We start from the raw sequence: 23182 nt of genomic DNA, 5'->3' as shown, positions 1-23182 counted from the left end.
CACCACCTATTCCGGGAGGAGCGCACCGAGCGGGCCGAGATCGATGTTCAGGTCGGCCGCGCTCAGACCGAACTGCTCGCGCAGCGCGGTCATCGCCTCGTCGAGTCGCATCAGGCCCAGCCCCAGCTCCTCGACCTGAATCGGGCTGAGGTCGCCCTGGTCCATCCGGCGGATCGCCTGGCGCTCCATCAGCTGCCGGACCAACTCGACGATCGTCAGCACCAGCTTCAGCAGCTCGCGCTCGACGGTGTCGGCATTGGCCTCGATCCGCTCGGTCAACGGCAGTATCGGCTCAGTCATCCGGGCTCAACTCCTCGCGCACTGACTGGATGACGGCGGACAGCTGGATCCGCACCAAATCGACCTCGGCAAGCGAGATCACGACGTTGCCGGAGATGACGACGCCCTTTCCCAGCAGCCGGTCCAGCAGGTCCACCAGGCTGGGCTCGGTCCGTACCGCCGTCTCGACCGTCATGGCTTCTCCAGCACGGCGAACGAGTACGGCGGCCAGGGTCCGTTCACCTCGAGGTCGAAGGACGGGTACTTGGACCGCAGCGCGTTGACCAGCTCGAAGAAGTCGGTACTGCGGTCGTCGTCGACCAGGAATGTCGCGTTGAGCGCCATGGTGTCGCTGCGGCCGGTGAGCCGTGGGTCCTGCAACGGGAGCCGCCGGGTCGCCGCAGCAGCCGGCACCAGATCCCAGAACAGCTGGTCGGCCAGCGCCTGCTGATCCACTGCGGCCTCCTGCCGGCCACGGATCTCCGCGCGGCGGCGCTCCAGGTAGGCGACTCCCGAGGCCGGCGCCTCGACGGGTGCCGTGGGCATCGACCGGGGCCGGGCGAAGACCTTCACGCTCCATTCGCTGCGCCGGTCGATCCGGTCCAGCGCCAGCACGAGATCGTCGTACAACTCCTCGATCCGGTCCCGCGCCGCGTCGTCGGACCGGTAGATGGTGACCAGCCGGAACGGCGCTAGCGCGCTCGTGATCGCGGCCGCCCGGCGGACGATCTCGTCGTGCCGCCGCGCCGTCTGCTCCACCCAGGCGAGGCTCTCGAGGTTCTGCCGCAGCGCGGACTCGCCGAACTCGTCGAGCTCGACAGTGCTCACGACGGCGATCAGATCGCGATGCGCAATCGTCCGGACCGGTGCGCCGGCAACGCCCTCGAGCCCGGCGAGCACCTCCTCGTCCAGGTGCCGGCCGACCGCGTAGACGTACGTGCCGGTGTCAGTCACGTCCGCTCTCCAGCTCCTCGACCCGCTCCCGGAGCCTGCGGTTCTCGTCGGCCAGCTCCTGCGCGTCGCCGGACAGCATCGGGTCGCGGGTCCACCAGTCGATGCCCATCTCCATCGCCTTGTCCACCGACACCACGAGCAGCCGGATCTTGACCGTCAGCAGCTCGATGTCGAGCAGGTTCACCCGGATGTCGCCGGCGATGATGATGCCCTTGTCCAGCACGCGTTCGAGGATGTCGGCGAGGCCTTCCGGCCGCGGCTGGCTGGAGGCGAAGCCGTACCGGTCCATCGGTGGCCGGCGCGGCGAGATCGTCGGCTCGGTCATCGGGTCTCCCTCACTCCTGGATCCGCCCGCGGACGTAGCGGTCCATCCGGCGGTATCCGGTCACGGCGCCGTCGTTGTCCACCTCGACCTCGTAGACGGCGAGGATGTCGGTCGTCTCCGGGATCCGGTGCGACTCGACCACCTCGACCAGGACGCGCCAGCCGTGCTCGCTCTTCTCGACACCGACGATCCCTTCCGGGACCTGGCCGATCAGCTGGGACAGTTCGCGGGCGGCGGACACGGCGATCGTGCGCAGCGGCTTCGGCTCCGGCTTGTGCTGTCCGTCCTGCGCGGCGCGGGTGCTGCTGCGCTTCGCCGTCGTACTGCGCTTGGCCGGTGTGCTGCGCTTGGCCGCAGTCTTCTTCGCCGGCGCAGCCTGCTTGGCCGGCGCCGCCTTCTTCGCCGGTGCCTTCTTCGCCGCTGTCTTCTTTGCCGGGGTGGATTTCCGTGGTGTGGCCATCGTGATCAGGCCTCCCCTCGCCGGCGGTCGTCGGCGGCCAGCAGCCGGGCGAGCAGTTCGTCCTCCATCGCGGCGGCGTCGTCCGGATCGAGGTCACCGCTCTCCCGGAGTGCGTCGATCTGCTCGAGCTGCCGGCGAATCCGCGCCGGATCGTAGTACTCGCTCTCGGCCTGCCGCCGGATCTGCTCGGCCAAAGCCACCGTCGCGCGCACGGGGGCCAGCGGCAGCGTCAGAAGGCTCATCATCAGGCCCATCCGTCCTCCGCGTCGACGAAGTCGTACGGCGCAGTCGGCCCGACCAGCCGGAGCTGGGCGCGCCCGGCGTACGCCTCGGCGAGCTTCTCCACCGCCTGCTCGAACTCGTCGCGCCGGTCGTCCGCGACCAGCAGCGCGGCGTCGAGCAGCCGGTCCAGCCCGGCGCTCTCCCGAACGTTGATTGCGGCAACAAGTCGCTCGAGCTCGGTCAGCAGCGCCCGGCCGTCCTCGGCGCTCTTGGCCTCCAGCGCCCGGGCGACCAACTCACCGAGCCGGACCCGTTCGCCGTACGCCGCATCGCCCGGCTGGTCGCGGGTCGCGGCCCGGAGCCGGGCGATCTCGGGGTTCTCCGCGACGACCTCGGTGAGGATCTGCTGCTCGTCGTACCGGGCCCGGATCGTGAACTGCGCGTGCCCGGCGAGATCGCCGAGCATCGACCGGAACCTATCGTGGTCGGGTTCGAGCAGATCGGCCCGGATCGCGTCCTGGTTCTGCAGCAGCGAACCGAACCGGACCGGGATCACCGGCCCCAAGACCGCGACCGTGTCCAGCACGCGGCTGTGGGCCAGCAGGTCCGCCCGTCCGGCCAGCGTGTACTCGGTGTCCAGCGGACTGGTCACCGCGGCGACCTCGCCGTACGGAATCAGGGTGACGGCCTGGTCGCCGACACCCTTCAGGTCCGCCGGCACGACCAGGTCCGCGGCCACGATGCCGTACAGGTAGCACCCGAGGCCGACGTCGCCCGGCGTGGTCGGCGTGGTCACCGTCACTCCTCATTCCTCCGGCGGCGAGCCGCGGCCTTCTTGGCCGGCCGGCGGCGCGGACGGGCTTCCTCGTACTCGGGCTCTTCCTCGTCCTCGTCACCGCGGTCCTCGTCCCGGCCGAGCAGGGCCTCCTTGGCCCCGGTCAGCAGGCCCCGGGACTTCCCCGCAGCACCGCTCTCGGTCATCTCCTCGATGACGTCCGGGAGGTCCTTGCCCTTCTCGTACAGGTCGAGCCGGTTCGTGGCCTCGGCGAAGCGCAGGTAGGTGTCGACACTCGCCACCACGATCCGCGCGTCGATGGTCAGCAGTTCGATGCCGACCAGCGAGACCCGGACGTAGGCATCGATCACGAGCCCCTTGTCGAGGATGCTGTCGATGACGTCCGCGAGACTGCTCGGTGCGGGCCGCTCCAGATAGCCGCCGGATCGGCGTGGGCCTGTGGCCGCGATGGTCATGGGTCTACCTTCCAGTCGACTGACTCAGCTGGCGCGGCGCCGCGGCCGCTCGTCGGGCTCTTCCTCGTACTCTTCGTCCTCGTCCTCGTACTCGTCCTCGTCGTACTCGTCCTCGGGCTGGTCCTCGTCGCCCTCGTCGTACTCTTCGTCCTCGTACTCGTCGTCCTCGTACTCGTCGTCCTCGTACTCGTCGGCGGGCTCGTCGTCGGCCGGCTCTTCCTCGTCCTCGTCCTCGTACTCGTCCGCGGGCTCTTCCTCGTCCTCTTCGTACTCGTCCTCGGGCTGCTCCTCCTCGCCCTCGTCCTCGTACTCCTCGGCCGGCTCTTCCTCGTCCTCTTCGTACTCGTCCTCGGGCTGCTCCTCCTCGCCCTCGTCCTCGTACTCCTCGTCCTCGTACTCGTCCGCGGGCTCTTCCTCGTCCTCTTCGTACTCGTCCTCGGGCTGCTCCTCCTCGCCCTCGTCCTCGTACTCCTCGTCCTCGTACTCGTCGGCCGGCTCTTCCTCGTCCGGGCCGCGCTCGACCCGGCCGTTGTGGATCTCGCCGCGCCAGCCTTCGACCTCGTCCGGCTTGAGGATGACCCGCGTCATCACGTGCCGCTGGTAGTGCTTCAGCTCCACCCGGGTACGGCGGCCCTGGGCCCGCCAGATGTTGCCGACCTTCTCGAACAGCCCCTGCGGGTAGTACTCGAGCACCACGATCACCCGAGTCAGGTTGTCCGCGAGCTTGTGGAACGTGACGCTGCCGTCGACGTGCCCCTTCTCGCCCTTCGAGCGCCAGACGATCTTGTCGTCCGGCACCTGCTCGAGGATGCTCGCCTGCCAGGTCCGGTGCGACCACAGGATCTTCGCCTTGAAGTCCAGCTTCTCCTCGGACTTCTGCTCGACCCGCTCGACCTTCTTCATGAAGCCGGAGAAGTCCTGGAACTGCGTCCACTGGTTGTAGGCGACCTCGATCGGCACGCCGACGTCGACGGACTCGATGATGGTGGTCGCCTTGGTGGCGTTCTTCTTGCCACCCGAACCACCGGAACCGCCGCTCAGGGCTTCGACCGCCTTGTCCTTGGCTCCCATGACCCCACCCTTCAGTACGCCCATCAACGGTGACCCGCCGGTGGCCGCGGCCTTGCCGCCCTCGGCGAGCGCCTTGCCGGTCACGCCGCCGTGCGCCGCGACGTCGACCAGCCGCTCGGTCAGGTCGGAGATCTTGTCCGAGGCGGCGTCGGTCGCGCGCTCGGCGTACACCGACAGCGCGTCCTGCAGCTCACCCTTCAACCGGTCGACCGGAAGCTCGTCGAGGATGGACTTGAAGCCGTTGTGCTCCTCGGTCCGCGATCGTTCCGCCATCTCGGTCACCCGCGCTTCCTCGCCGCGGTCTTCTTGGCAGCGGTCTTCTTCGCGGCGGCCTTCTTGGCCGGCGCGGTCTTCTTGGCCGCGGTCTTCTTCGCGGCCGTCTTCTTCGCCGCGGCCTTCCGCGGCGGTGCCGACTTCTTGGCCGGCGCGGTCTTCTTGGCCGCCGTCTTCTTGGCCGCCGTCTTCTTGGCCGTGGCCTTCCGCGCGCCGCCCGAACTCGAGCTGTCGTTCGAGCTCGAGGTCGAGTTGCTGCTCGCCGCCTTGGCGGCGGTCTTCTTGGCGGCACGACGCGAGCGTCCGGAGCTCCCGTTCGACGAGCCACTGCGTTCGTCAGCCGACGACCGCTCGGCGGACTCGCTGTCGTCCGACTCGGAACTGCTCTCGCTCCGGCGCCTGCTGGGGCCACGGCCACTCGGCCTTGTGCCGCTGCTCGGCCTACCGCTCGGCCTGCTGCCGCTGGGCCTTCTGCGGCGCCGCGGACGCTCCTCTTCCTCGGCCTCGTCCTGTTCGTCCTGCTTGTCCTGGCCACTGCCGAGGGACAGCATCCGATCGGTCCGGTCCCGGATCGAGTCGCTGACCCGGTTCAACCGGTTGCTGGCCGCTGCGACCGCGGCCTCCCGGCCTGCTGTCACGAGCCGGCCGCGGACCTGGTCCGAAAGCTTCGACAGCTCGGGGTTCTGCTCCACCACCGTCGCCAGTTGCTGCACGATGGCGCGTGGATCCGTTGCGATGCGCTTGCCGGCCAGCAGTCCACCGACGGTGATCGCCAGCTTCAGCTTCTTGGTGCGGCCGAGCAGGTAACCGCTCGCGACGGCAGCCGCCACCTTGGCGCTGGTATTCATGGATTCTCCCTACAACAGTGGTGGTGCCGCCTCGGAGGTTCTCCAAGTGGCTCTAGGCAACGAATGTTGGACGGTGGCTGCGGATCACTCCGCCAGTGCGGCGATCCGCCGGAGCATCGGAATGCTGGGGTACGTCTCACGACGGACCTTGCGCAGCAGCAGGCGGACGTAGATCTGGACCTCGTCCGGTCTGAGCAGCGACTCGATCAGGTCGAGCATCGACACCGACGGGAACCTGTCCTCGGACACCTTGTCGAGCAGTGCGTCGAGCAGCAGCTCGCGGGCTTCCGGCGGCTTGCGGGTGTCAGCCATGATCGCTCCGTCCCGGCTCAGTCGCGCAGGTCGCGGCGTTCATGGACGGACGTGTGCGTCGTCCGGCTGCGCTGGTTGGCGAAGATCAACGCGACCGCGAGACCGATCGCGCCGGCGCCCATCAGCACCCACCCGACCGCGGTCAGGTCGACGCCGCTCAGACGGTCGGACACGGCAAAAGCCAGCACGCCACCCACGGCGAGCAGGAAAACGGATACACCGATCCCCATGGAATCCTCCTAACGACCCGCCCCGTTCCGAAATTGCGATAAGAACGCGGTACCCACCCGTAATTCCGCAAAACGACGATCAAGCCGCCTACTTTCCGCGAAGAAACCGACGCAATACGCAGCGGTTCAAGTAAACGCTCACTTGAATTCAGCACCGCATTCAATTGCCTGCGGCCCCTGATTTCCGGGTCTTCGGCGCGCCCGGCTTCGCCTTCTGCGCACCCTTCGGCTCGGCTTTGGCGTCCGCCTTCGGTCCGGTCTTCGGCTTCGGGCCGGCCTTCGCCTTGGCAGGGCCGGCGTGCTCCTGCACTGTCGTCGGCCGGGTGCTTGGTGCGGTTGGAGTTGGGCGGGTCGGCTGCGGTGCTGTCGGCGTATCCGGTGTTGTCACGGGCTGCAGATCGTTCGTGGCCGGCAGCTCGACGCCTCTGGTCTCGAGGATGATGCCGATGGTTGCCGACGCCACCAAGGCGATGCCCGCGGCGATCCCGGCGATCACGGGCTTCGCCCTCGTTCGCCGTACCGGGAGCAAGCTGGTCGTCTGGCGGTCCGGCGCCCGCTCGCCGCGGGCCACCTGTGCAGCAGTCGGCCGCCATGCCGGGTCCTTCGCGAGCATCCACAGGATCAGCGCCTCGAGCTCATCGTCCAGGCCGGGAAGCAGCTCGCTCGGCGGGGTCGGCTCGTTCTGCACGTGCTGGTACATGATCGCCGCCGGGGACTCGCCCGTGAACGGCGGATAGCCGGTGACGAGCTGATAGAGAACACAGCCGAGCGCGTACACGTCCGAGGGCGGCTCCGCGGGAGTGCCCATCGCGCGTTCGGGCGCCAGGAAGTGGCTCGTGCCGACGATCTGCCCGGTCGCCGTCAGCGTCGTGGTCTCGTGCAGGAACCTGACGATGCCGAAGTCGGCGATCTTCACCGTCCCGTCGTCGGCCAGCAGCAGGTTGCTCGCCTTGATGTCGCGATGTACGACCCCCTGCGCGTGCGCGGCCGCCAAACCGGCCGCCGCCTGCCGGACGACGTGCCGCGCCCGCCCCGCCGGGAACAGCCCGTTGCGCTTGAGCTCGTCGGCCACCGAACGGCCGCTCACCAACTCCATCGCGAGGTAGAAGCCGTCGTCGCCGTACGCGCCGAAATCGTAGGCCGTCACCACGTGCGGGCTGCGAATCCGAGCCGATGCCCGCGCCTCGCGAAGAAATCGCGCCGACACCGCCAGCGTCCGCGGCTGGGAAACCATCAACTTGACCGCGACCTCACGGCCCATCACCTCGTCGGTCGCGCGGTACACCTCCCCCATCCCACCGCGCCCGAGCAACTCCCCCAACCGGTACCGACCACCCTCACCAACACGCCTCACCGCCTGTCGGTACCCCCGCCCTAATCCTCACGGTTTTCGGCCGCGGGGTCCGGGCACCGGGTGGCGATGACTGTGAAGCTGAACAAGGCTGCGTTCGACCATGCGAAGACGCTGGCCCGGAAGGGGCAGACAGTCATGGACGAGCGGGACGACTGGAGCGAGCACGCGCCGAGCGCCGATGAGGAGAACGCGTACGTCGACAAGCACGGCTGGTCGGAGTACGGGCAGTGGTACCTCGGCGTCGACACCGACATGGACGAGGACACCAAGGGCCACTACAAGTTCCCGTACGGCGACTTCCGCCGAGTTCACCGCTGCGGTGTCATCAGCGCCGAGTCACGCGCCGCCCAGAACGACTACACGGACATCGCCAAGGCGGTCGCGGATCTCCACAAACTCCTGGACGGCGACCACGCCTAGCCTTCGTCGTCCAAGGCAGCCGCCGGCACTTTCTCGCGCGCTTCGGTGAGAGCCTGGTCGAGAATCTCCAGTCCCTCCCGGGCCTCCGCAGCCGTAATCGTCAGCGGCGGGACGACGTGCACCCGGTTGAAGTTCGCGAACGGCAGCAGGCCTCGCCGCTGACAGCCGGCGACGATGGCGGCCAGCTGCGGACTGCTCCCGCCGTACGGCGCCAACGGCTCACGCGTCGCGCGGTCGGACACGAGCTCCAGGGCCCAGAACACACCTGTCCCCCGGACCTCACCGATCCACTCGTGCTTGGCCGCGAGCTCCCGCAGGCCCGGCCCGAGTACGTCGTCGCCGAGAGCCGCAGCGTGCTCGACGATCCGGTCGTCCTCCATCGTCTCGATCGTGGCGACCGCGGCCGCACACGCGAGCGGATGACCGGAGTACGTCAGACCGCCCGGATACGGCCGATCGGCGAAGGTCCGGTAGATCGGCTCGCTGATCGCGACACCGCCCAACGGCACGTAGCCGGAGTTGACTCCCTTGGCGAACGTCAGCAGGTCCGGGACGACGTCGGCGTGCTCGATCGCGAACCACTTGCCGGCCCGGCCGAACCCGGCCATCACCTCGTCGGCGATGAGCATGATGCCGTGCCGGTCGCACAGCTCCCGCACGCCCCGGAGGTAACCAGGTGGCGGGATCATGATGCCCGCCGTACCGGGGATCGACTCGAGCATGATCGCCGCGATCGTCGCCGGTCCTTCGAGCGTGATGACCTGCTCGAGGTGCGCCAGCGCCCGGTCGCATTCCTCCTGCTCGGTGGTGGCCGAGAACGCACTGCGGTAGAGGAACGGCCCGAAGAAGTGCACGGTGCCGGTCGAGCCGTTGTCGTTCGGCCATCGGCGTGGGTCGCCGGTGACGTTGACGGCCAACTGGGTGCCGCCGTGGTACGACCGGTACGTCGACAGCACCTTGTGCCGGCCGGTGTGCAGCCGGGCCATCCGGATCGCGTGCTCGTTGGCGTCCGCGCCGCCGTTGGTGAAGAAGATCCGGTCGAGATCGCCCGGGGTGTGCGAGGCGATCAGCCGGGCGGTCTCGGACCGGGCACTGTTCGCGTACGCCGGAGCCACCGTGCACAAGGTGGCCGCCTGCTCCTGGATCGCCTTGACGATCCGCGGGTGCTGGTGGCCGAGGTTGGTGTAGACGAGCTGCGAGGTGAAGTCCAGCAGCCGGTTGCCCTGCCCGTCCCAGACGTAGGAGCCGGCCGCCTTGGTGATCACCATCGGGTCGAGGTTCGCCTGCGCGGACCAGGAGTGGAAGACGTGCTTGCGGTCGAGGTCGTAGGTGCGGTCAGACATTCTGCGGGAACCCCAGCTCGAGGCCACCCGCCGGACGGGCGGCCGGGTTGATCCAGCGCGAGGTGACGACCTTCGCGCGGGTGAAGAAGTGCACGCCCTCGGCGCCGTGCGCGTGGGTGTCGCCGAACAGCGAGCGCTTCCAGCCGCCGAAGGAGTAGTAGGCGACCGGCACCGGGATCGGCACGTTCACGCCGATCATCCCGACCTGGACGTCGTTCTCGAACCGGCGGGCCGCGCCGCCGTCGTTGGTGAACACCGCGGTCCCGTTGCCGTACTGGTTGCCGTTGATGAGGGCAACGGCTTCGTCGTACGACGAGACCCGGACGACCGACAGCACCGGGCCGAAGATCTCCTCGCGGTAGATGTCCATCTCCGGCGTCACGTGGTCGAACAGCGTCGGGCCGAGCCAGAAACCGTCCCGCTCACCCTCGGCCTCGACCTCGCGGCCGTCGATCACGAGCTTGGCGCCGGCCTGCTCACCGGATTCGACGAACCCGGCCACCCGGTCGCGGTGCGCCTTGGTGACCAGCGGGCCCATGTCGACGTCGCCCGTACCGTCGCCGGTGCGCAGGGTCCGGGTCCGCTCGGCGATCCGGGCGACCAGGTCGTCGGCGATCGGCTCGACCGCGACCAGCACGCTGATCGCCATGCACCGCTCCCCCGCGCTCCCGTACCCGGCGTTGACCGCGGCGTCCGCGGCCAGGTCCAGGTCGGCGTCCGGCAGGACGACCATGTGGTTCTTGGCGCCACCGAGCGCCTGCACCCGCTTGCCGTGCCGGCTCGCCTCCTCGTAGACGTACTCCGCGATCGGCGTCGAGCCGACGAAGCTGATCGCCGCGACGTCCGGGCTCTGCAGCAGCGCGTCGACCGCGACCTTGTCACCCTGCAGCACGTTGAACACGCCGTCCGGCAGCCCGGCTTCCTTCCACAGCTTCGCGATCCACAGCGCGGCCGACGGGTCCTTCTCACTCGGCTTCAGTACGACGGTGTTGCCCGCGGCGATCGCGATCGGGAAGAACCACATCGGCACCATGGCCGGGAAGTTGAACGGGCTGATGATGCCCACCACGCCGAGCGGATCGCGCCGGGAGTGCACGTCGACACCGGTCGACGCGTTGCCGGACTGGGCGCCCTTCAGCAGGTGCGCGATCCCGCAGGCGAACTCCACGACCTCCTGACCACGCGAGACCTCACCCAGCGCATCCGAGTGCACCTTGCCGTGCTCCGCCGTGATCAGCGTCGCCAGCTCGTCCTTGCGGCTGTTCAGCAGCTCGCGGAACGCGAACAGGATCTGGGTACGGCGAGCCAGCGAGGTGGACGCCCAGGACTCGGCCGCCTTCTTGGCGGAGTCGATGACGAAGCGGGCGTCGCGGTCGCTCGCGAGGGCGACGCGACCGGAGACACGGCCGGTGGCCGGGTTGGTGACATCGGCCCACAGGTGCGACGTGCCGTCGTACCCGGCGCCGTCGGCCCAGTGCGTGATGGTTGAGGTCATGAGGCAGCTCCTTCGGGGTGAGCCCTCATGGTCACCGCCACCGACCTGCGCCAGGCACTGCAGAATGTAGGATTCTTCCTCAATACCCGACGATGTGTCGGAGGTGGACGAATGGTGGTCCTGACCGTCACGCAGGTGCTGGACATGCCTGTACTGCGTGGCGCCCGGCCCGAGGTCCTCGCCGGCGCGGCCGGGCTCGACCGCGAGGTCCGCTGGGTCCACGCGGGTGAGATCGCGGACATCGCGCCACTGCTGCGCGGCGGCGACCTCCTCCTGAGCACCGGCATCGCACTACCCGACACCGCCGATGAGCTGCGGGACTTCGCGGCCAGTCTCCGCGAGAGCGAGGCGGCCGGGCTCGTGATCGAGCTGGGCCGTCGCTGGCAGCAGGTCCCCGCCGGGCTGGTCGACGCCTGTGAGGCGGTCGGGCTGCCGCTGGTCGCGCTACATAGCGAGGTGCGGTTCGCCGCGATCATCCAGGCGGTCGGCGAACGGATCGTGGACGAGCAGCTGCAGGAGCTGCGCGAGACGCATCGGGTGCACGAGACGTTCACCGAGCTGAGCATCGCGGAGGCCGGTCCGCAGGAGATCCTCGAGGCCGTCCAGCGGCTCGCCGGGTCGGCCGTCGTACTGGAGAGCGAGCAGCATCAGATCCTTGACTATCGGTCAGGGCCGGGAGACGTCGAGGAGTTCCTTGCCGACTGGGCCGCCCGGTCGCGGGGTGTGCAGGTCGACGGCCGGACCGGGTGGGACGAGCGCGCCGGGTGGCTGGTGACCCGGCTGGGGAAGCGCGACCGGGGCTGGGGTCGCCTCGTCGTCCAAGCGCCGACTCGGCCGTCGCAGCGCCTGATCGCGCTGACCGAACGCGCGGCCGCGGCACTGGCCATGCATCGGCTGCACGACCGGCATCGCGACAGTCTGGTCCGGCGCGTCCACCACGAACTACTGCTCGGCTTGCTCGCGGATCCCACTGACCCAGAGGTACTGCGCCGGTGTGAGCTGTCCGGTGTCCCGCTTACAAGGCGTCAGTTCATCGGGCTGGCGGTACGCCCTCGAGCTGACGGGCAAGACGTGCTCGCCGCCGTGGTGCATGCGGCCTACGAGCTGAAGGTCCCGGCCCTCGTCTGCGAGATCGACCGCGACGTCCGCGTGCTGCTCTCCTGTACGGCGTCCGCGAACGCCGACCGCGTGGCCGACAGCCTGGCGGCGAACGTCGCCCGGCGTCACTCGGTCGCGATCGGCGCCGGCCGTCCAACCGCCAGGACAGCCGAGCTGGACCGCACGCTCAAAGAGGCTCAGCAGGTGGTCGAGTCGGTCCGGGCGGACGCGTCGGACCGCGTGGTGCATCGCCTCGAAGACGTCCATCTGCGCGGCCTGATCACCCTGCTCGGGGACGACGAGCGGCTCCGCCTCTTCGTCGCGCGCGAGCTCGGCCCGCTCAAGCAGCACGGCCTGGTCGATGCGGTTCGCGCCCTCGTCAACCACCCGACGAGCAAGTCCGACGCCGCCGCGAGCCTGCACATCTCCCGGCCGGTGTTCTACGACCGCCTGGCCAAGGCCGGGCAGGTGCTCGGCGTCGACCTGGACGACCCGGACATCCGGGTGTCTCTGCACGTCGCCCTGGTCGCAGACGAGCTCCAGGCGCGCTAGTCCTTGGGCAGCGAGTCGAGCAGGCGGCCCTGAGCCTGCTCCAAGTGGTAGGCGAGGTGCTCGGCAGCCCCAGCCGGATCGCCGTCCTGGATCGCCTTGAGGATGGCCGCATGCTCGGAGGCGACCGTGGAAGGTTCCGCGGTGCGATGCGCCTGGTACTGGCCCATCGTGAGGTGGACCTCGCCGATGATGAGCTCGTGCATCCGAGACAGCCGCCGGCTGCCGACGGCCGCGACCAGCGCGGTGTGGAACGCGATGTCGGCTTCGACCTGGTTCTCGAACACGTGGTCACGGGCCGCGTACTCGATTGCGACCTGTGCCCGCGCCGCGGCGGGCGGGACCTCGCCGGTCTCGGCGAGTGTCGACACCGCGGCCCGCTCGATGGTCACCCGGCTGAAGAACAGGTCGCGGATCTCGTCCTGGTCCAGCACCGGGACGACGGCGGTCTTGTGCGCCGTACGACGCAGCAGGCCGAGCGCGGTCAGCCGCTCGAGCACCGCCTTCGCGGTCGGCCTCGCCACCTTGTACTCGGTGGCGAGGCGGACCTCGGTGAGCTTCTCCCCCTGCGGGATGTCGCCGTTCACGATGCGCTTGCGGACGGACTCGTACATCGCATCGGTCAGCGAGGACGGACCGAGCTCCAGGCCGGCTTCGGTACCCATGGCACCCCCTCTACCACGAAATGTCTGGCAAGTGTACTGGTCAACTCACTCAGTACCCGGCAGCCTTGTCGACCACGTTGTGCAGCGGCTCACCGGCGACGAACCGGCGCAGGTTCTCCAGCACGATCTCCTCTCCGCGGCGCGCCGTACCATGGCTGGTCGCGCCGTTGTGCGGGGTCACGATGACGTTCGGCAACGACCAGAACGGGCTGTCGGCCGGCAACGGCTCCACGCCGTGCGCGTCCAGTCCCGCGCCCGCGATCTGCCCGCTCTGCAAGGCCTCCAGCAGCGCGTCGTCGTCCGCGATCCCGCCACGCGAGATGCAGATGAAGTACGCCGTCTCCTTCATCCGGGCGAACGCGCCCCGGTCGAAGACGCCGGCCGTCGCCGGCGTCCGCGGGGCCGTGACTACGACGAAGTCCGACTCGGCGAGAAGCAGGTCGAAATCACACAGCTCGTCGACATCGGGCGAGGGCAGCTCGGGCCGGCGCCGTACGCCGAGCACCCGCATGTGGAAGGCCTTCGCCTTGCGGGCCAGGTCGAGACCTGAGTTGCCCAGGCCGTAGATCCCGACGGTCTTCCCGGCCAGCTCGCCGTGCCGGTAGTGGTCCCAACGGCGGTCGGCCTGGGCCCGCATCCAGCGCGGCACGTCGCGGTCGAGCATGAGCATCAGCAGGATCGAGTGCTCGGCGAGCGAGATCCCGCCGTTGCCCGCCGACGAGGTGAGCACAACCGGCGACGCCTTCATCTCGGGCGTCAGGTCGGCGTCGACACCTGCCGACGGGCTGTGCACCCAGCGCAGCCGCGGCGCCTTCGCCAGGACGTCCGGGCGCACCCGGCCGATGACGGCTTCCATCTCGCCGAAGACGTCCGCGGCGTCGTCGAGTGTGTCGACGAACCGGAAGTCCACGTCCGGTGCGGTCTCCTGGAACCGGGCCGGCGGCCTGCCGACCACGACGACGATCATTTCAGCCCCGTGGTGGCGATACCGCGGATCAGGTGCTTCTGGGCCAGCGCGAAGAAGATCAGGATCGGGATCAGTGACAGCAACGACATGGCGAACAGCATGCCCACCCCACTCTGGGTCTCGGAGTCGACCATGGAGTTCAGCGCCACCGGGACGGTGAACACCTGCGTCCTGGTCAGGTAGATCAACGGTACGAAGAAGTCGTTCCAGGTCCAGATGAACGTGAAGATCGTGGTCGTCACCAGGGCGGGCCGCATCAGCGGCAGGACGACGTACCAGAAGGTCAGGAACGGGCCGGCGCCGTCGATCCAGGCGGCCCGGTCGAGCTCGCGCGGCAGCGTCCGGATGAACTGCACCATCAGGAAGACGAAGAACGCGTCGGTGGCCAGGAACTTCGGGATCAGCAGCGGCCAGTAGGTGTTCACCAGGCCGAACTGGGAGAAGAAGATGTACTGCGGGATCACCAGCACGTGGAACGGCAGCATCACCGAGGCCAGCGTGATCGCGAAGTACACGTTCCGCATCCGGAACTGCAGCCGGGCCAGTGCGTAGGCGGTCAGCGAGCAGGAGAACAGGTTGCCCACGATCGACCCGACGGTGACCAGCAGCGAGTTCACGAAGAACACCGAGAACGGCCGGTTCAGCGCGTGCCAGCCCTCCTTGAAGTTCTCGAACGTGAGCTCACGCGGAATCAGGCCCGGCTCGGTCAGGATCTGCTCCGGTGGCTTGAAGGCGCTCACCACCATCCACACCAGCGGGTAGATCATCAGCGCCACGAACAGCAGCAACCCGGTGTGCTTCAGAAGAGGGCGTGTCTCCATCAGCTGTCCCCTAATTGTCACCGTAGAAGACCCAGTACTTCGAGATCAGGAAGTGCAGCGCGGTGACCGCGGCGATCGCGACCATCAGCACCCAGGCCAGCGCGGACGCGTAGCCCATGTCGAACGCGACGAACCCCTGCTGGTAGACGTACAGCGTGTAGAACAGCGTCGAGTTCGCCGGCCCACCGGTGCCGCCGCTGATGATGTGCGCCTGGGTGAAGGTCTGGAACGCGCCGATCGTCTGCAGGATCAGGTTGAAGAAGATGATCGGCGTCAGCAGCGGCACGGTGAGGTGGCGGAACTGCTTGACCACCCCGGCCCCGTCCACCCGGGCCGCCTCGTACAGCTCGTCCGGGATCTGCCGCAGGCCGGCCAGGAAGATCACCATCGGCGAACCGAACGTCCACACGTTCAGCACGATCAGCGTCGCCAGCGCCGTACTCGGGTTCTGCAGCCAGCTCTCGCCCTCGATCCCGATCAGCGCCAGGCCCTTGTTGATCAGGCCGTCGTCACCGAAGATCTCCCGCCACAGGATCGCGATCGCGACACTCGACCCGAGCAGCGACGGCAGGTAGAACGCGCTGCGGTAGAACGCCAGGCCGCGCAGCCCGCGGTCGAGGATCAACGCCAGCAGCAGCGCGAACCCGAGTTGCAGCGGGACGGACACCACGACGTAGACCAGCGTCACCCGGACCGACGCCCAGAACTGCTCGTCGTGCACCATCCGCTGGAAGTTCTCCAGCCCGGACCACTCCGGCGGGTTCAGGATGTCGTAGTCGGTGAACGCCAGGTACAACGACGCGAACAGGGGTACGGCGGTGATCAGCAGGAAACCGAGCTGCCACGGGATCAGGAACACGTGCGCAGCCCGGCCCTGCCGATTCAGGTGGAAGGTTGGCCTCCGGCTCATCACTGAGCTCGCTTGATACCGGCCGCGATCTCGTCCACGAGCTTCTTCGCGCCGTCCGGCACAGTGGTCTTGCTCAGCGCGATCTCCTCGCAGATGCGGCTGGTCGCCGTACGCCAGGTGCTCGACCCGGGCGGCGCCTCGTAGCGCGGCTTGCGCTGCGCGGCGCGCTCCTTCGCGACCAGGGCGAGCATCTCCTTCTCGTCCTGGCTGGCGAATTCCTGGGCCTGCTCGGCGACCTTCGGGTTGGTCGGCGCGCCCATCGTCAGCCGGACCGTCTTCAGCATCTCCGGGTTGTTGACGCTGTAGTCGAGCACCTTGCCGGCCGCCTCGAGGTTGGCGTCGTCGATCCGCTGGTAGATCGCCATCCGCGGGAAGTACAGGTACTTGTGCCCGTCCACCGCGGTCGGCGCGACCGGGGCGGGGCGCAGCCGGAACCGCTCCTTCGGGAACATCTTCGCGTCGTCGATGATGTGGTTGGAGTTGCCGAAGTTGACCAGCACCTTCTTGCCGACCTGGGCCCAGTCCGGCCCCATCCCCTCCTGCTCGCTGAGCGACAACGCGGCGCCGGCCTTGCGCAGCTTCTCCCACCAGTCGAGCCAGCTGCCCAGTCCGTCCACGGTGAACCCGACCTGCCCGTCCTCGGTCCACAACTGCTCACCCCGCTGCCGAAGCCACGCCTCGAAGGTCAGGTCGTGGTCGGGTGCGTAGGGCACACCCTTCCGCTTGCCCGGGTTGTTCTTGCTGTAGGCAACCAGCAGGTCGGCGAGGCTGTCCCAGGTCCAGCCGGGACCCTCGGCCGGAATCGTCACGCCGTCGGCCTGCGCGATCGTCTCGTTGTAGCGGATCACTGGTGTGAAGATGCCGAACGGCAACGTGTTCAGCTCACCGGCGAGTTTGAACGTCTCGAGGTCTTCCTTGCTGTAGTCGTCCCACTTGAACGTCGGGAGGTCGTCCAGCTTCCGGTACACCTTGCTCTTGTGGTACGTCATCACCTGCGGTGACGCGATCCAGAAGATGTCCGGCACGTCGCGAGCCGCGATCTGCGTCGTCATCCGCTCCTGGAAGGCGGTGTAGTCGGCGAACTCCGGCTCGATCGTGATCGACGGGTTCGCGGTGCTGAACTGCTTCAGCGCCTTGGTGTAGTTCTGCTGCCGAATGCTGTTCCCCCACCACGCATACCGCAGCGTGACGCTGTCCCCACCACCCGCCGGCCCACCGCCGCTCCCACTACAGCCGACCAGCCCACCCGCGGCGCCCGACACCACCACAAGCTTGAGAAACCCTCGTCGATCCATGACGCTCTCCTCACACACAGATCAGTAGTTCGAACAAGTCGAGTTCCGGCAGGCGGACTCGCCCGTCGGCTATCGGCAGCCGCGCACCCGACCGCAGGGCTTGTACTTCGTGTACGGCGTCCGGGAGCCGGAGCTCGGCCGGACCGATCCGCACGGGCGGTGCGAATCGCTGGTCGGTGTCCCCCGATCTGTTCAGCAGGTGTACGACGAACCCGGCCGCGGACCGGCCGAGCACGATCTCCACCTGCTCCGGCAGGTCCGTCTCCACCTGCGGACCACCGGCTCTCACCACCTCGTCGACGAAGAGGTCGCGGTGCACACTCAGCCCGACCTCGCGGTACGACCGCCCGACGGTCCACGGCAGCAGTACCACGTTGCCCTGCCGCACGACCCCGGGATGCTCCAGCTGTACGTGCCCGTGACACTTCTCCGGCGGCCCGTACGGCGCTCTCGACAAGGCCCGCAGGCCGACCTCACCCGACGTCTCGACCACGTGGAAGGCGCCGAACACCGGGATCCCGCCCTCCAGGTGCAGCGACCGCGTCGACTCCTCGTCGTCGTAGCTGGCGATCCGTCGTACCCCCGCCACCTCCGTGCCGCCGGTGGCAACGATTCCGCCACCGTAGCCACCGAGATCGACCGCCCCGAGATCCGGCAGCACGACCACCCGGTAGCGACCGAGGTCGGCTTCGAGCAGCCGATCCCGCGGCAGTACGTCGAACGGCACGTGCCGTTGCAGCAACGACAGGTACAACCCCTGGAACTCCGCGGAGTCGTCCCGGACCAGCAGGGTCTCGGCCGCCGGGACGAGGTCGGTGTAGACCTCGGCGTGGTCCCGGTGGAACCGGGTCAGCTCCCCGGCGACCCGCAGGCACGCGTACGGATTGTCCGACGGCGTGCCCATGATGTACGTCGACGGGTTCGCCCCGCGGGCGATTGCCTGGAGCAAGTACTGCGCGAAGTGGTTCGGGTCCTCGCTCGCCATCCGGTACGGCATGTCGACGAACCCGACCAAGTTGGTCAGCACCGGCACACTCGGGCGGTAGGTCTTCGCGGCGCTCACGCTCTCGCTCGTGAGGTGGTGCCACAGCGGCCGGCCGACCGCGTTGTTCGCCTCGTGGAAGACGATGTCGGCCTGGTCGCCGAGCACGAGGGGCGCCTCGGGTCGCCGGGCGGCGAGATGGTCCCGGATCCGCTGGGTCAGGTCGGCCAGCACACCCTTCGAGAAACGCTGCCAGTCGCCATCTCGGCTCTCCGGCAACGGCTTCCCGTACGCCTCAGCACACGCGACGCAATGGCAGACACCCCAGTACCGGCGGCTGTAGTCGACCTCGTTGAACGACATCCAGTTGCAGAAGAAGCCGTCCAGCGGATACCGATCCAGCACCTCGTCGAGCACCTCGAACAACTTCACCTGGTAGTAGTCACCACTCGGGCACACACTCGTCAGCCCGTTGTAGACTTGGTGTTCCCCGGTGGGCGCGCGACGAAGCACCAGTCGGGATGGGCCTCGGCGCGGCGACGGTCGATCTTGGAGAAGTCCATCCGGCCCATCACCCGGATCCCGCGCCGGGCCGCCGCCTTCACCGCGTCGCCGACCAGGTCGCCGGACGGACGCTCGGCGAGGTACGGGTTGCGGGTCTGGAAGTCGAGGTCGGTCGGGTAGTTCGACAGGATCCCGCCGACGCTCAGCAGCCAGGTGTCGGCGCCGAACTCCACCAGGTAGTCCAGCACCTTCTCGACGTCCAGGCCGGCGTCGATCTCGCGCAGGTTGGTCTGGAACATCCGGAACGGCTCGTGCCACCACAGCCTCATGGGCGTCCCCTCCGCAGCGTCTTGTAGAGCGCCGAGTGGTCGAGGTCGCCGTCGCCGTCGGCGATCGCCGCGTTCATCAGCTGCTGGGTCGCGGCGGTGTTCGGCAGGGCGAGGTCGAGGTCGGCCGCGGCCTGGACGGCGAGGCCGAGATCCTTGCGGTGCAGGCGAATCCGGAAGCCGGGATCGAACGTCTCCCGGACCATCCGCTCGCCGTGCAGCTCGAGGATGCGCGAGCTCGCGAACCCACCCATCAGGGCTTCGCGGACGACGGCCGGATCCGCGCCGGCCGTCTTCGCGAACAGCAGCGCCTCGGCGACGGCCTCGATCGTGAGCCCGACGACGATCTGGTTCGCGACCTTGGCGGTCTGGCCGGCGCCCGTCCCGCCGATCAGCGTGATGTTCCTGCCGAGCGTCTCGAAGAGCGGCCGGGCCCGCTCGAAGACCTCCGGCCGCCCGCCGACCATGATCGTCAGCGTTGCGTCCCGGGCGCCGACCTCGCCGCCGGACACCGGCGCGTCCAGGTAGTCGCACCCCTGCTTCTCGATTCGCAGCGCGAACCCCTGGGTCGCGGTCGGCGAGATCGAGCTCATGTCGATCACCAGCGACCCGGGTTGCAAACCTTCGGCGACACCCTGGGATCCGAACAATGCGTCCTCGACATCCGGAGTGTCCGGGACCATCAGGATCACGACCTCGGACCGCTCCGCCGCCTCTTCGGCCGACCCGCACACGTGCGCCTCGAGGTCGGTCCGGCCGCGGTAGACGGAGAGCTCGTGGCCGGCGGCAAGCAAGTGCTCGGCCATCGGCCGGCCCATCACACCGAGTCCGACGAAACCGATCTTCATCAGGCGCTCCAATCGACGTACACGATCTCCAGCAGCCCCGCGGTCGGAATGACCACCTCGGCCCGGCCGTCCACGACCGCCGGCTCGACATCCACACCGGCGACCAGCAGCCGCGCCTTCACCTTGTCCATGGGTACGGCGATCGACACCGTCTGCGGAGGCAGCGGGAGCGTCTCGCGGATCGGGCCGCGCATCGCCATCGGGTTCGTGAGGTTGACCAAGGCAACGGCCACGCTCGTCTCACCTCGGTGTACGGCGACATCGAGCAGGCCGGCGCCGTCGACGGTCACCTCGGGCTTCTTGCCGAGCGCCCAGCCGACCGCGTTCGCGATCAACTGGCCGTGATCGGCCTGCAGCGCCTCCCAGAAGATCGCGCCGAGGTTGAACGGGAAGTAGACGGTCCGGCCGCCGTTCGCGTTCTCGGTGCAGATCACCGCCGGCCGGTCGGGCGCCTCGCGCTGGTAGACCTCCTCCATCGGCAGATCCGGGAAGTCGGGGATGAATCGGAACGGCACGACCGCGCGCTCATCAGCCTCGACGCCGAGGATGCGGGTGCCGCCGATGATCCGGCTCGCGCCCTCGAACCCCTCGTTCAGCGGGTGCGCGTCCATCAGCGCGATGTAGTTGTTCTTCACCGCCCGGCTCGACTCGGTCAGCCGGATCCCGAGCGCCGCACCGAGGCCGAAGTCGTCGCGCGCCCGGCCGCGCTCGTCGTACAAGGAGGTCTCGTACGCCGCCACGAGTGAGCCGCCGGCGCCGCCGTACTCCTGGAGTACGGCGCACTGGTCGTCGCTGAGTTCTTCGGCGTTCGCCAGGACGACGACCTTGAACGGGCGGAGCCGCTCGGCGGACAGCACCTGGTCGGAGATGAACTCGAACGGGACCCGGGCCTCGACGAGCGCCTGGTAGAAGCCGTCCTCGTGGTCACCGCGGTGGTCGTTGCGGAGCTGGCCGGCGCGGGTCGGGTCGAGCAGCGCGACCTCGGCCGTGATCCGCAGATCCTTCAGCACCGGCTCGACTGTCGCGTGCAGGTTGAACGCCTCGACGATCGGCTCGACCCAGCGCCGGTCCGGCACGCTGGCGTTGAACTTGGTGAACCACGGCAACGCACCCTGGGCGAAGCCGTCGACGATCCACGTCTTCACCTCCTCGCCCGGTGCGACCGAGTCCTTCCAGCGGTACTGGTGGTGTTCCGGACCGACCGAGGTGATCAGGCGGACCGGGCGGTCGGGGAAGACGCCGCGGTTGCGCTTGCCGTTGCGGCCGGCGCCCCACGGCGCCTCGATCCCGGACCGGCCCTGCTTGTCGATGATGAAGATCGGGTAGAGCCGTTCGGCCAGCCCGCGGTCGAGATCGCGGGCGGCCAGCGCGCCGAGGTTCGGGATGAACCGCGCGTGCGGGCGGATGTCGCGGACCGCCTGGTCCCAGATCCCGACCAGCTCACTCAGCCGGCGGCGCCGCCAGCCGACGTACTCGTGCCAGCCCTCGGCCTGCTCGGCGACCGGAAGGTCCAGACCGGTGTCGTCCCGGAACGACCGGCGGGCGGCCTCGCTGTAGGAGATGCCGTAGTACCCCTCCCAGCGGTTCGCGAAGATCGCGTCCACGTCGTACTCGCGGACGATCTCGCGCGCCACCTCGGTGACGAACTCCCGGTGGTACGACGTGAACGCGCACGTCAGCCAGATGTCCGGATGCGCCCAGTGCTCGAGCGGGTTGCCGTCCAGGTCGCGGGCCAGCCACTCGGGATGGGCGGCCGCCGCGTCCGCATGGACCGCGTGCGGGTCGACGCGGGCCATCACGCTCATCCCGAGACTGCGGGCGCCTTCGACCAGGGTCCCGAACGGGTCGGTGTCGGCGAGGTACTTGCTGCGGTAATGGTGCTCGAGCTGCGTCGGGTAGTAGGCGATGTAGCCGCCCGCGCTGATGCAGGTCGCGTTGGACCGGCTGCTGCGCATCAGGTCCAGCCAGAAGTCGGCGTCGAAGTGCAGCGGATCGTCCTCGGCCAGCGTGATCTGCGCCCATCGGGTCGCCTCCGACGGCCAGTCCGGACTGCGCTCCCCCGTCGTCCTGGTCGCCTGACGGTCGGACTCTGTGTGCATTGCACCTCCATCGCCGGGTTCGTCGATTGTCAGACAAGATTGCACGCCTGGCAAGAGCCGGTGTTAGGCTTCTCACGTGGAGTACCGCGGACATCGGCTGAGTGCGAACGTCTCGATGCTGTTCACCGAGCTGCCCTATCCGGAGCGGTTCGCGGCGGCCGCGCAGGCCGGTTTCACGACGGTCGAGTCGTGGTGGCCGTTCGCCGTACCGGATCCGTCGGCGGCCGAGATCGATGCGTTCGTGCAGTCGGTCGAGGCGGCGGGGGTGTCGCTGAGCGCGTTGAACTTCTACGGCGGCGACATCCCGGCCGGCGAGCGCGGCGTGGCCTCCCATCCCGACCGGCAGGACCAGTTGGCCGCCAACACGCAGGCCGTGGTCGCCATCGCCGAGCGCACCGGGTGCCGGCTCTTCAACCTGCTCTACGGCCAGCTCGACGACCGCTGGTCACCGGCGCTGCAGGCCGACACGGCGGTCGAGGCCATCCGCTCAGCCGCGGCAGCCGTCAGCCACTTCGGCGGAACCATCCTGATCGAGCCGCTCACGAAAGGCTTGAACGGCAGCTATCCCCTGCTGACCGCCGACGACGTACTCGCGATCCTCGACGGACCGCTGAAGGACGTCGGCAACCTCTCGCTGCTCTTCGACACCTTCCACCTCGGCAGCAACGGCGTGGACCTCGTCGAAACCGCCACCGTCCTGGGCGCCGGCCTCGCGCACGTCCAACTGGCCGACGCCCCCGGCCGCGGCGAACCCGGCTCCGGCGCCCTCCCGCTCACCCAGACCCTCGACGCCCTCAAGTCCGCCGGCTACCAGGGCCTGGTCGCCTGCGAGTACAAACCCACCACCGACACCACCTCGAGCCTCAGCTGGCTCGATTGACCCGACGCACCGCCTTGACGAGGTCACGCTGGACGTCGATCGTTGGGGGAGCATGAGAATGCCGAGGGGGAATCATGCCGGGGGCGTCTGGACTGCCTTATTTACAAGGCCAGTGGCGACGGCTGTCCACTGCTGAGTGCGCCGGGCGGTATCCGGCCGAGCTCACCTTCGTCGCCGCGACGTATCGCGGCGTCCGTGGTCCCGATCAGGGAATGATCTGGTGGGATGCGGGGACTTATCGCCTCGCCGATGACCGGACCCTGGTCCTGAGCACGGCGACCGACGAACTGGTCGAGTACGCCGTCGAGCTCACGCCGCAGCGCTTCACATTCACCGACCCGGATGGGTGTGAGGTCGTGTACGAGCGCGTGACATCTCCCCCTCCGTAGGCACGGGTCCAT

The 23182-nt window shown here is 68.6% G+C and carries 28 protein-coding genes; 4 read left to right on the top strand and 24 right to left on the bottom strand.

All coding sequences use genetic code 11. From position 1 onward, the window contains the following. Positions 1 to 6: 6 nt before the first annotated feature. The 13 genes from ACIBGM_RS02445 to ACIBGM_RS02385 form a co-directional block, all read right to left on the bottom strand. Positions 7 to 300, bottom strand: a complete 294-nt coding sequence (locus ACIBGM_RS02445) for a gas vesicle protein K (protein ID WP_360515887.1) — start codon at positions 298 to 300, stop codon at positions 7 to 9. Further along, the gene (locus ACIBGM_RS02440) at positions 293 to 475 is read right to left on the bottom strand and encodes a gas vesicle protein (RefSeq protein WP_360515884.1); all 183 of its coding nucleotides are present in this window, start codon (positions 473 to 475) and stop codon (positions 293 to 295) included. Before ACIBGM_RS02440 ends, ACIBGM_RS02445 begins: the two co-directional genes overlap by 8 nt. Continuing rightward, positions 472 to 1233, bottom strand: a complete 762-nt coding sequence (locus ACIBGM_RS02435) for a GvpL/GvpF family gas vesicle protein (RefSeq protein ID WP_360515881.1) — start codon at positions 1231 to 1233, stop codon at positions 472 to 474. The genes ACIBGM_RS02440 and ACIBGM_RS02435 overlap by 4 nt, the downstream gene beginning before the upstream one ends. Further along, the gene (locus ACIBGM_RS02430; RefSeq protein ID WP_360515878.1) at positions 1226 to 1558 is read right to left on the bottom strand and encodes a gas vesicle protein; all 333 of its coding nucleotides are present in this window, start codon (positions 1556 to 1558) and stop codon (positions 1226 to 1228) included. The genes ACIBGM_RS02435 and ACIBGM_RS02430 overlap by 8 nt, the downstream gene beginning before the upstream one ends. A gap of 10 nt (positions 1559 to 1568) precedes the next feature. Next, a complete protein-coding gene (locus tag ACIBGM_RS02425; protein WP_396384228.1) occupies positions 1569 to 2018 on the bottom strand; it encodes a gas vesicle protein in 450 nt (149 codons plus the stop codon). A gap of 5 nt (positions 2019 to 2023) precedes the next feature. Continuing rightward, positions 2024 to 2263, bottom strand: coding sequence for a gas vesicle protein GvpG (locus ACIBGM_RS02420; RefSeq protein WP_360515872.1), 240 nt, complete (start codon positions 2261 to 2263; stop codon positions 2024 to 2026). After that, positions 2263 to 3036: a GvpL/GvpF family gas vesicle protein gene (locus ACIBGM_RS02415; protein WP_396384227.1), complete on the bottom strand. Its 774-nt coding sequence runs from the start codon at positions 3034 to 3036 to the stop codon at positions 2263 to 2265. Before ACIBGM_RS02415 ends, ACIBGM_RS02420 begins: the two co-directional genes overlap by 1 nt. Before the next feature lie 2 nt (positions 3037 to 3038). Beyond that, a complete protein-coding gene (gvpJ, locus tag ACIBGM_RS02410) occupies positions 3039 to 3491 on the bottom strand; it encodes a gas vesicle protein GvpJ (RefSeq protein ID WP_360515866.1) in 453 nt (150 codons plus the stop codon). 24 nt (positions 3492 to 3515) lie between these two features. Beyond that, entirely contained in the window at positions 3516 to 4835 is a 1320-nt protein-coding gene (locus ACIBGM_RS02405; RefSeq protein ID WP_396384226.1) for an SRPBCC family protein, read from the bottom strand. 5 nt (positions 4836 to 4840) lie between these two features. Next, entirely contained in the window at positions 4841 to 5683 is an 843-nt protein-coding gene (locus ACIBGM_RS02400; protein WP_360515860.1) for a hypothetical protein, read from the bottom strand. Between the two features lie 84 nt (positions 5684 to 5767). After that, the gene (locus tag ACIBGM_RS02395; protein WP_360515857.1) at positions 5768 to 5995 is read right to left on the bottom strand and encodes a hypothetical protein; all 228 of its coding nucleotides are present in this window, start codon (positions 5993 to 5995) and stop codon (positions 5768 to 5770) included. A 17-nt stretch (positions 5996 to 6012) separates the two neighbouring features. Beyond that, positions 6013 to 6225 carry a DUF6458 family protein gene (locus ACIBGM_RS02390; protein ID WP_360515854.1) on the bottom strand — a complete coding sequence of 71 codons (213 nt, stop codon included), beginning with the start codon at positions 6223 to 6225 and terminating at the stop codon, positions 6013 to 6015. A gap of 160 nt (positions 6226 to 6385) precedes the next feature. After that, positions 6386 to 7579 carry a protein kinase gene (locus ACIBGM_RS02385; protein WP_360515851.1) on the bottom strand — a complete coding sequence of 398 codons (1194 nt, stop codon included), beginning with the start codon at positions 7577 to 7579 and terminating at the stop codon, positions 6386 to 6388. Between the two features lie 66 nt (positions 7580 to 7645). On the opposite strand from ACIBGM_RS02385, the gene ACIBGM_RS02380 reads away from it, so the two are divergent. Further along, positions 7646 to 7999: a hypothetical protein gene (locus ACIBGM_RS02380; protein WP_360515848.1), complete on the top strand. Its 354-nt coding sequence runs from the start codon at positions 7646 to 7648 to the stop codon at positions 7997 to 7999. On the opposite strand, the gene ACIBGM_RS02375 is transcribed toward ACIBGM_RS02380, so the two are convergent. Then, positions 7996 to 9342 carry an aspartate aminotransferase family protein gene (locus tag ACIBGM_RS02375; RefSeq protein ID WP_360515845.1) on the bottom strand — a complete coding sequence of 449 codons (1347 nt, stop codon included), beginning with the start codon at positions 9340 to 9342 and terminating at the stop codon, positions 7996 to 7998. The two genes, ACIBGM_RS02380 and ACIBGM_RS02375, sit on opposite strands and share 4 nt — an antisense overlap. Beyond that, a complete protein-coding gene (locus tag ACIBGM_RS02370) occupies positions 9335 to 10837 on the bottom strand; it encodes a CoA-acylating methylmalonate-semialdehyde dehydrogenase (RefSeq protein ID WP_360515842.1) in 1503 nt (500 codons plus the stop codon). The genes ACIBGM_RS02375 and ACIBGM_RS02370 overlap by 8 nt, the downstream gene beginning before the upstream one ends. Positions 10838 to 10948: 111 nt before the next feature. Between ACIBGM_RS02370 and ACIBGM_RS02365 the strand changes: the two genes are divergently transcribed. Beyond that, positions 10949 to 12487 (top strand): PucR family transcriptional regulator, encoded by a 1539-nt coding sequence (locus ACIBGM_RS02365; RefSeq protein WP_396384225.1) that lies wholly within the window; start codon positions 10949 to 10951, stop codon positions 12485 to 12487. Here ACIBGM_RS02365 and ACIBGM_RS02360 read toward each other — a convergent pair. From ACIBGM_RS02360 to ACIBGM_RS02320, 9 genes are read right to left on the bottom strand one after another with little or no spacing between them, the layout of a single operon-like run. Further along, positions 12484 to 13149 carry a GntR family transcriptional regulator gene (locus tag ACIBGM_RS02360; RefSeq protein ID WP_360515836.1) on the bottom strand — a complete coding sequence of 222 codons (666 nt, stop codon included), beginning with the start codon at positions 13147 to 13149 and terminating at the stop codon, positions 12484 to 12486. The two genes, ACIBGM_RS02365 and ACIBGM_RS02360, sit on opposite strands and share 4 nt — an antisense overlap. A gap of 49 nt (positions 13150 to 13198) precedes the next feature. Next, positions 13199 to 14116, bottom strand: coding sequence for a D-2-hydroxyacid dehydrogenase (locus tag ACIBGM_RS02355; RefSeq protein WP_396384224.1), 918 nt, complete (start codon positions 14114 to 14116; stop codon positions 13199 to 13201). Further along, positions 14113 to 14937 (bottom strand): carbohydrate ABC transporter permease, encoded by an 825-nt coding sequence (locus ACIBGM_RS02350; protein ID WP_396384223.1) that lies wholly within the window; start codon positions 14935 to 14937, stop codon positions 14113 to 14115. Before ACIBGM_RS02350 ends, ACIBGM_RS02355 begins: the two co-directional genes overlap by 4 nt. Positions 14938 to 14947: 10 nt before the next feature. After that, positions 14948 to 15847 (bottom strand): sugar ABC transporter permease, encoded by a 900-nt coding sequence (locus ACIBGM_RS02345; protein WP_360515827.1) that lies wholly within the window; start codon positions 15845 to 15847, stop codon positions 14948 to 14950. Next, complete coding sequence (locus ACIBGM_RS02340) at positions 15847 to 17142, bottom strand: ABC transporter substrate-binding protein (RefSeq protein ID WP_396384222.1); 1296 nt, start codon at positions 17140 to 17142, stop codon at positions 15847 to 15849. Before ACIBGM_RS02340 ends, ACIBGM_RS02345 begins: the two co-directional genes overlap by 1 nt. A gap of 10 nt (positions 17143 to 17152) precedes the next feature. Continuing rightward, positions 17153 to 18556 (bottom strand): hypothetical protein, encoded by a 1404-nt coding sequence (locus tag ACIBGM_RS02335; protein WP_396384221.1) that lies wholly within the window; start codon positions 18554 to 18556, stop codon positions 17153 to 17155. Positions 18557 to 18588: 32 nt separating this feature from the next. Beyond that, complete coding sequence (locus ACIBGM_RS02330) at positions 18589 to 18957, bottom strand: hypothetical protein (RefSeq protein ID WP_396384220.1); 369 nt, start codon at positions 18955 to 18957, stop codon at positions 18589 to 18591. Further along, entirely contained in the window at positions 18954 to 19805 is an 852-nt protein-coding gene (locus ACIBGM_RS02325; protein ID WP_396384484.1) for a 2-hydroxy-3-oxopropionate reductase, read from the bottom strand. The genes ACIBGM_RS02330 and ACIBGM_RS02325 overlap by 4 nt, the downstream gene beginning before the upstream one ends. Next, a complete protein-coding gene (locus ACIBGM_RS02320; RefSeq protein ID WP_396384219.1) occupies positions 19802 to 21901 on the bottom strand; it encodes an alpha-amylase family protein in 2100 nt (699 codons plus the stop codon). Before ACIBGM_RS02320 ends, ACIBGM_RS02325 begins: the two co-directional genes overlap by 4 nt. A 76-nt stretch (positions 21902 to 21977) precedes the next feature. Here ACIBGM_RS02320 and ACIBGM_RS02315 point away from each other — a divergent pair, with 76 nt between their 5' ends. Next, the gene (locus tag ACIBGM_RS02315) at positions 21978 to 22781 is read left to right on the top strand and encodes a hydroxypyruvate isomerase family protein (RefSeq protein WP_396384218.1); all 804 of its coding nucleotides are present in this window, start codon (positions 21978 to 21980) and stop codon (positions 22779 to 22781) included. Between the two features lie 74 nt (positions 22782 to 22855). Continuing rightward, positions 22856 to 23170: a hypothetical protein gene (locus tag ACIBGM_RS02310; RefSeq protein ID WP_360515812.1), complete on the top strand. Its 315-nt coding sequence runs from the start codon at positions 22856 to 22858 to the stop codon at positions 23168 to 23170. The last annotated feature ends 12 nt before the right edge of the window (positions 23171 to 23182 follow it).

This window comes from Kribbella sp. NPDC050470 (assembly GCF_044458365.1).
GTDB lineage: Bacteria > Actinomycetota > Actinomycetes > Propionibacteriales > Kribbellaceae > Kribbella.
Note: the sequence above shows the minus strand (reverse complement) of the source record. Positions and strands in the feature narration are given on the sequence as shown.

What these genes read in the sequence shown, in the direction of transcription:
- ACIBGM_RS02445 (WP_360515887.1), bottom strand. Translation starts at nt 300, where the DNA reads ATGACTGAGCCGATACTGCCGTTGACCGAGCGGATCGAGGCCAATGCC.
- ACIBGM_RS02440 (WP_360515884.1), bottom strand. Translation starts at nt 475, where the DNA reads ATGACGGTCGAGACGGCGGTACGGACCGAGCCCAGCCTGGTGGACCTG.
- ACIBGM_RS02430 (WP_360515878.1), bottom strand. Translation starts at nt 1,558, where the DNA reads ATGACCGAGCCGACGATCTCGCCGCGCCGGCCACCGATGGACCGGTAC.
- ACIBGM_RS02425 (WP_396384228.1), bottom strand. Translation starts at nt 2,018, where the DNA reads ATGGCCACACCACGGAAATCCACCCCGGCAAAGAAGACAGCGGCGAAG.
- ACIBGM_RS02420 (WP_360515872.1), bottom strand. Translation starts at nt 2,263, where the DNA reads ATGATGAGCCTTCTGACGCTGCCGCTGGCCCCCGTGCGCGCGACGGTG.
- gvpJ (WP_360515866.1), bottom strand. Translation starts at nt 3,491, where the DNA reads ATGACCATCGCGGCCACAGGCCCACGCCGATCCGGCGGCTATCTGGAG.
- ACIBGM_RS02405 (WP_396384226.1), bottom strand. Translation starts at nt 4,835, where the DNA reads ATGGCGGAACGATCGCGGACCGAGGAGCACAACGGCTTCAAGTCCATC.
- ACIBGM_RS02400 (WP_360515860.1), bottom strand. Translation starts at nt 5,683, where the DNA reads ATGAATACCAGCGCCAAGGTGGCGGCTGCCGTCGCGAGCGGTTACCTG.
- ACIBGM_RS02395 (WP_360515857.1), bottom strand. Translation starts at nt 5,995, where the DNA reads ATGGCTGACACCCGCAAGCCGCCGGAAGCCCGCGAGCTGCTGCTCGAC.
- ACIBGM_RS02390 (WP_360515854.1), bottom strand. Translation starts at nt 6,225, where the DNA reads ATGGGGATCGGTGTATCCGTTTTCCTGCTCGCCGTGGGTGGCGTGCTG.
- ACIBGM_RS02380 (WP_360515848.1), top strand. Translation starts at nt 7,646, where the DNA reads ATGACTGTGAAGCTGAACAAGGCTGCGTTCGACCATGCGAAGACGCTG.
- ACIBGM_RS02375 (WP_360515845.1), bottom strand. Translation starts at nt 9,342, where the DNA reads ATGTCTGACCGCACCTACGACCTCGACCGCAAGCACGTCTTCCACTCC.
- ACIBGM_RS02370 (WP_360515842.1), bottom strand. Translation starts at nt 10,837, where the DNA reads ATGACCTCAACCATCACGCACTGGGCCGACGGCGCCGGGTACGACGGC.
- ACIBGM_RS02365 (WP_396384225.1), top strand. Translation starts at nt 10,949, where the DNA reads ATGGTGGTCCTGACCGTCACGCAGGTGCTGGACATGCCTGTACTGCGT.
- ACIBGM_RS02360 (WP_360515836.1), bottom strand. Translation starts at nt 13,149, where the DNA reads ATGGGTACCGAAGCCGGCCTGGAGCTCGGTCCGTCCTCGCTGACCGAT.
- ACIBGM_RS02355 (WP_396384224.1), bottom strand. Translation starts at nt 14,116, where the DNA reads ATGATCGTCGTCGTGGTCGGCAGGCCGCCGGCCCGGTTCCAGGAGACC.
- ACIBGM_RS02350 (WP_396384223.1), bottom strand. Translation starts at nt 14,937, where the DNA reads ATGGAGACACGCCCTCTTCTGAAGCACACCGGGTTGCTGCTGTTCGTG.
- ACIBGM_RS02345 (WP_360515827.1), bottom strand. Translation starts at nt 15,847, where the DNA reads ATGAGCCGGAGGCCAACCTTCCACCTGAATCGGCAGGGCCGGGCTGCG.
- ACIBGM_RS02340 (WP_396384222.1), bottom strand. Translation starts at nt 17,142, where the DNA reads ATGGATCGACGAGGGTTTCTCAAGCTTGTGGTGGTGTCGGGCGCCGCG.
- ACIBGM_RS02330 (WP_396384220.1), bottom strand. Translation starts at nt 18,957, where the DNA reads ATGAGGCTGTGGTGGCACGAGCCGTTCCGGATGTTCCAGACCAACCTG.
- ACIBGM_RS02320 (WP_396384219.1), bottom strand. Translation starts at nt 21,901, where the DNA reads ATGCACACAGAGTCCGACCGTCAGGCGACCAGGACGACGGGGGAGCGC.
- ACIBGM_RS02310 (WP_360515812.1), top strand. Translation starts at nt 22,856, where the DNA reads ATGCCGGGGGCGTCTGGACTGCCTTATTTACAAGGCCAGTGGCGACGG.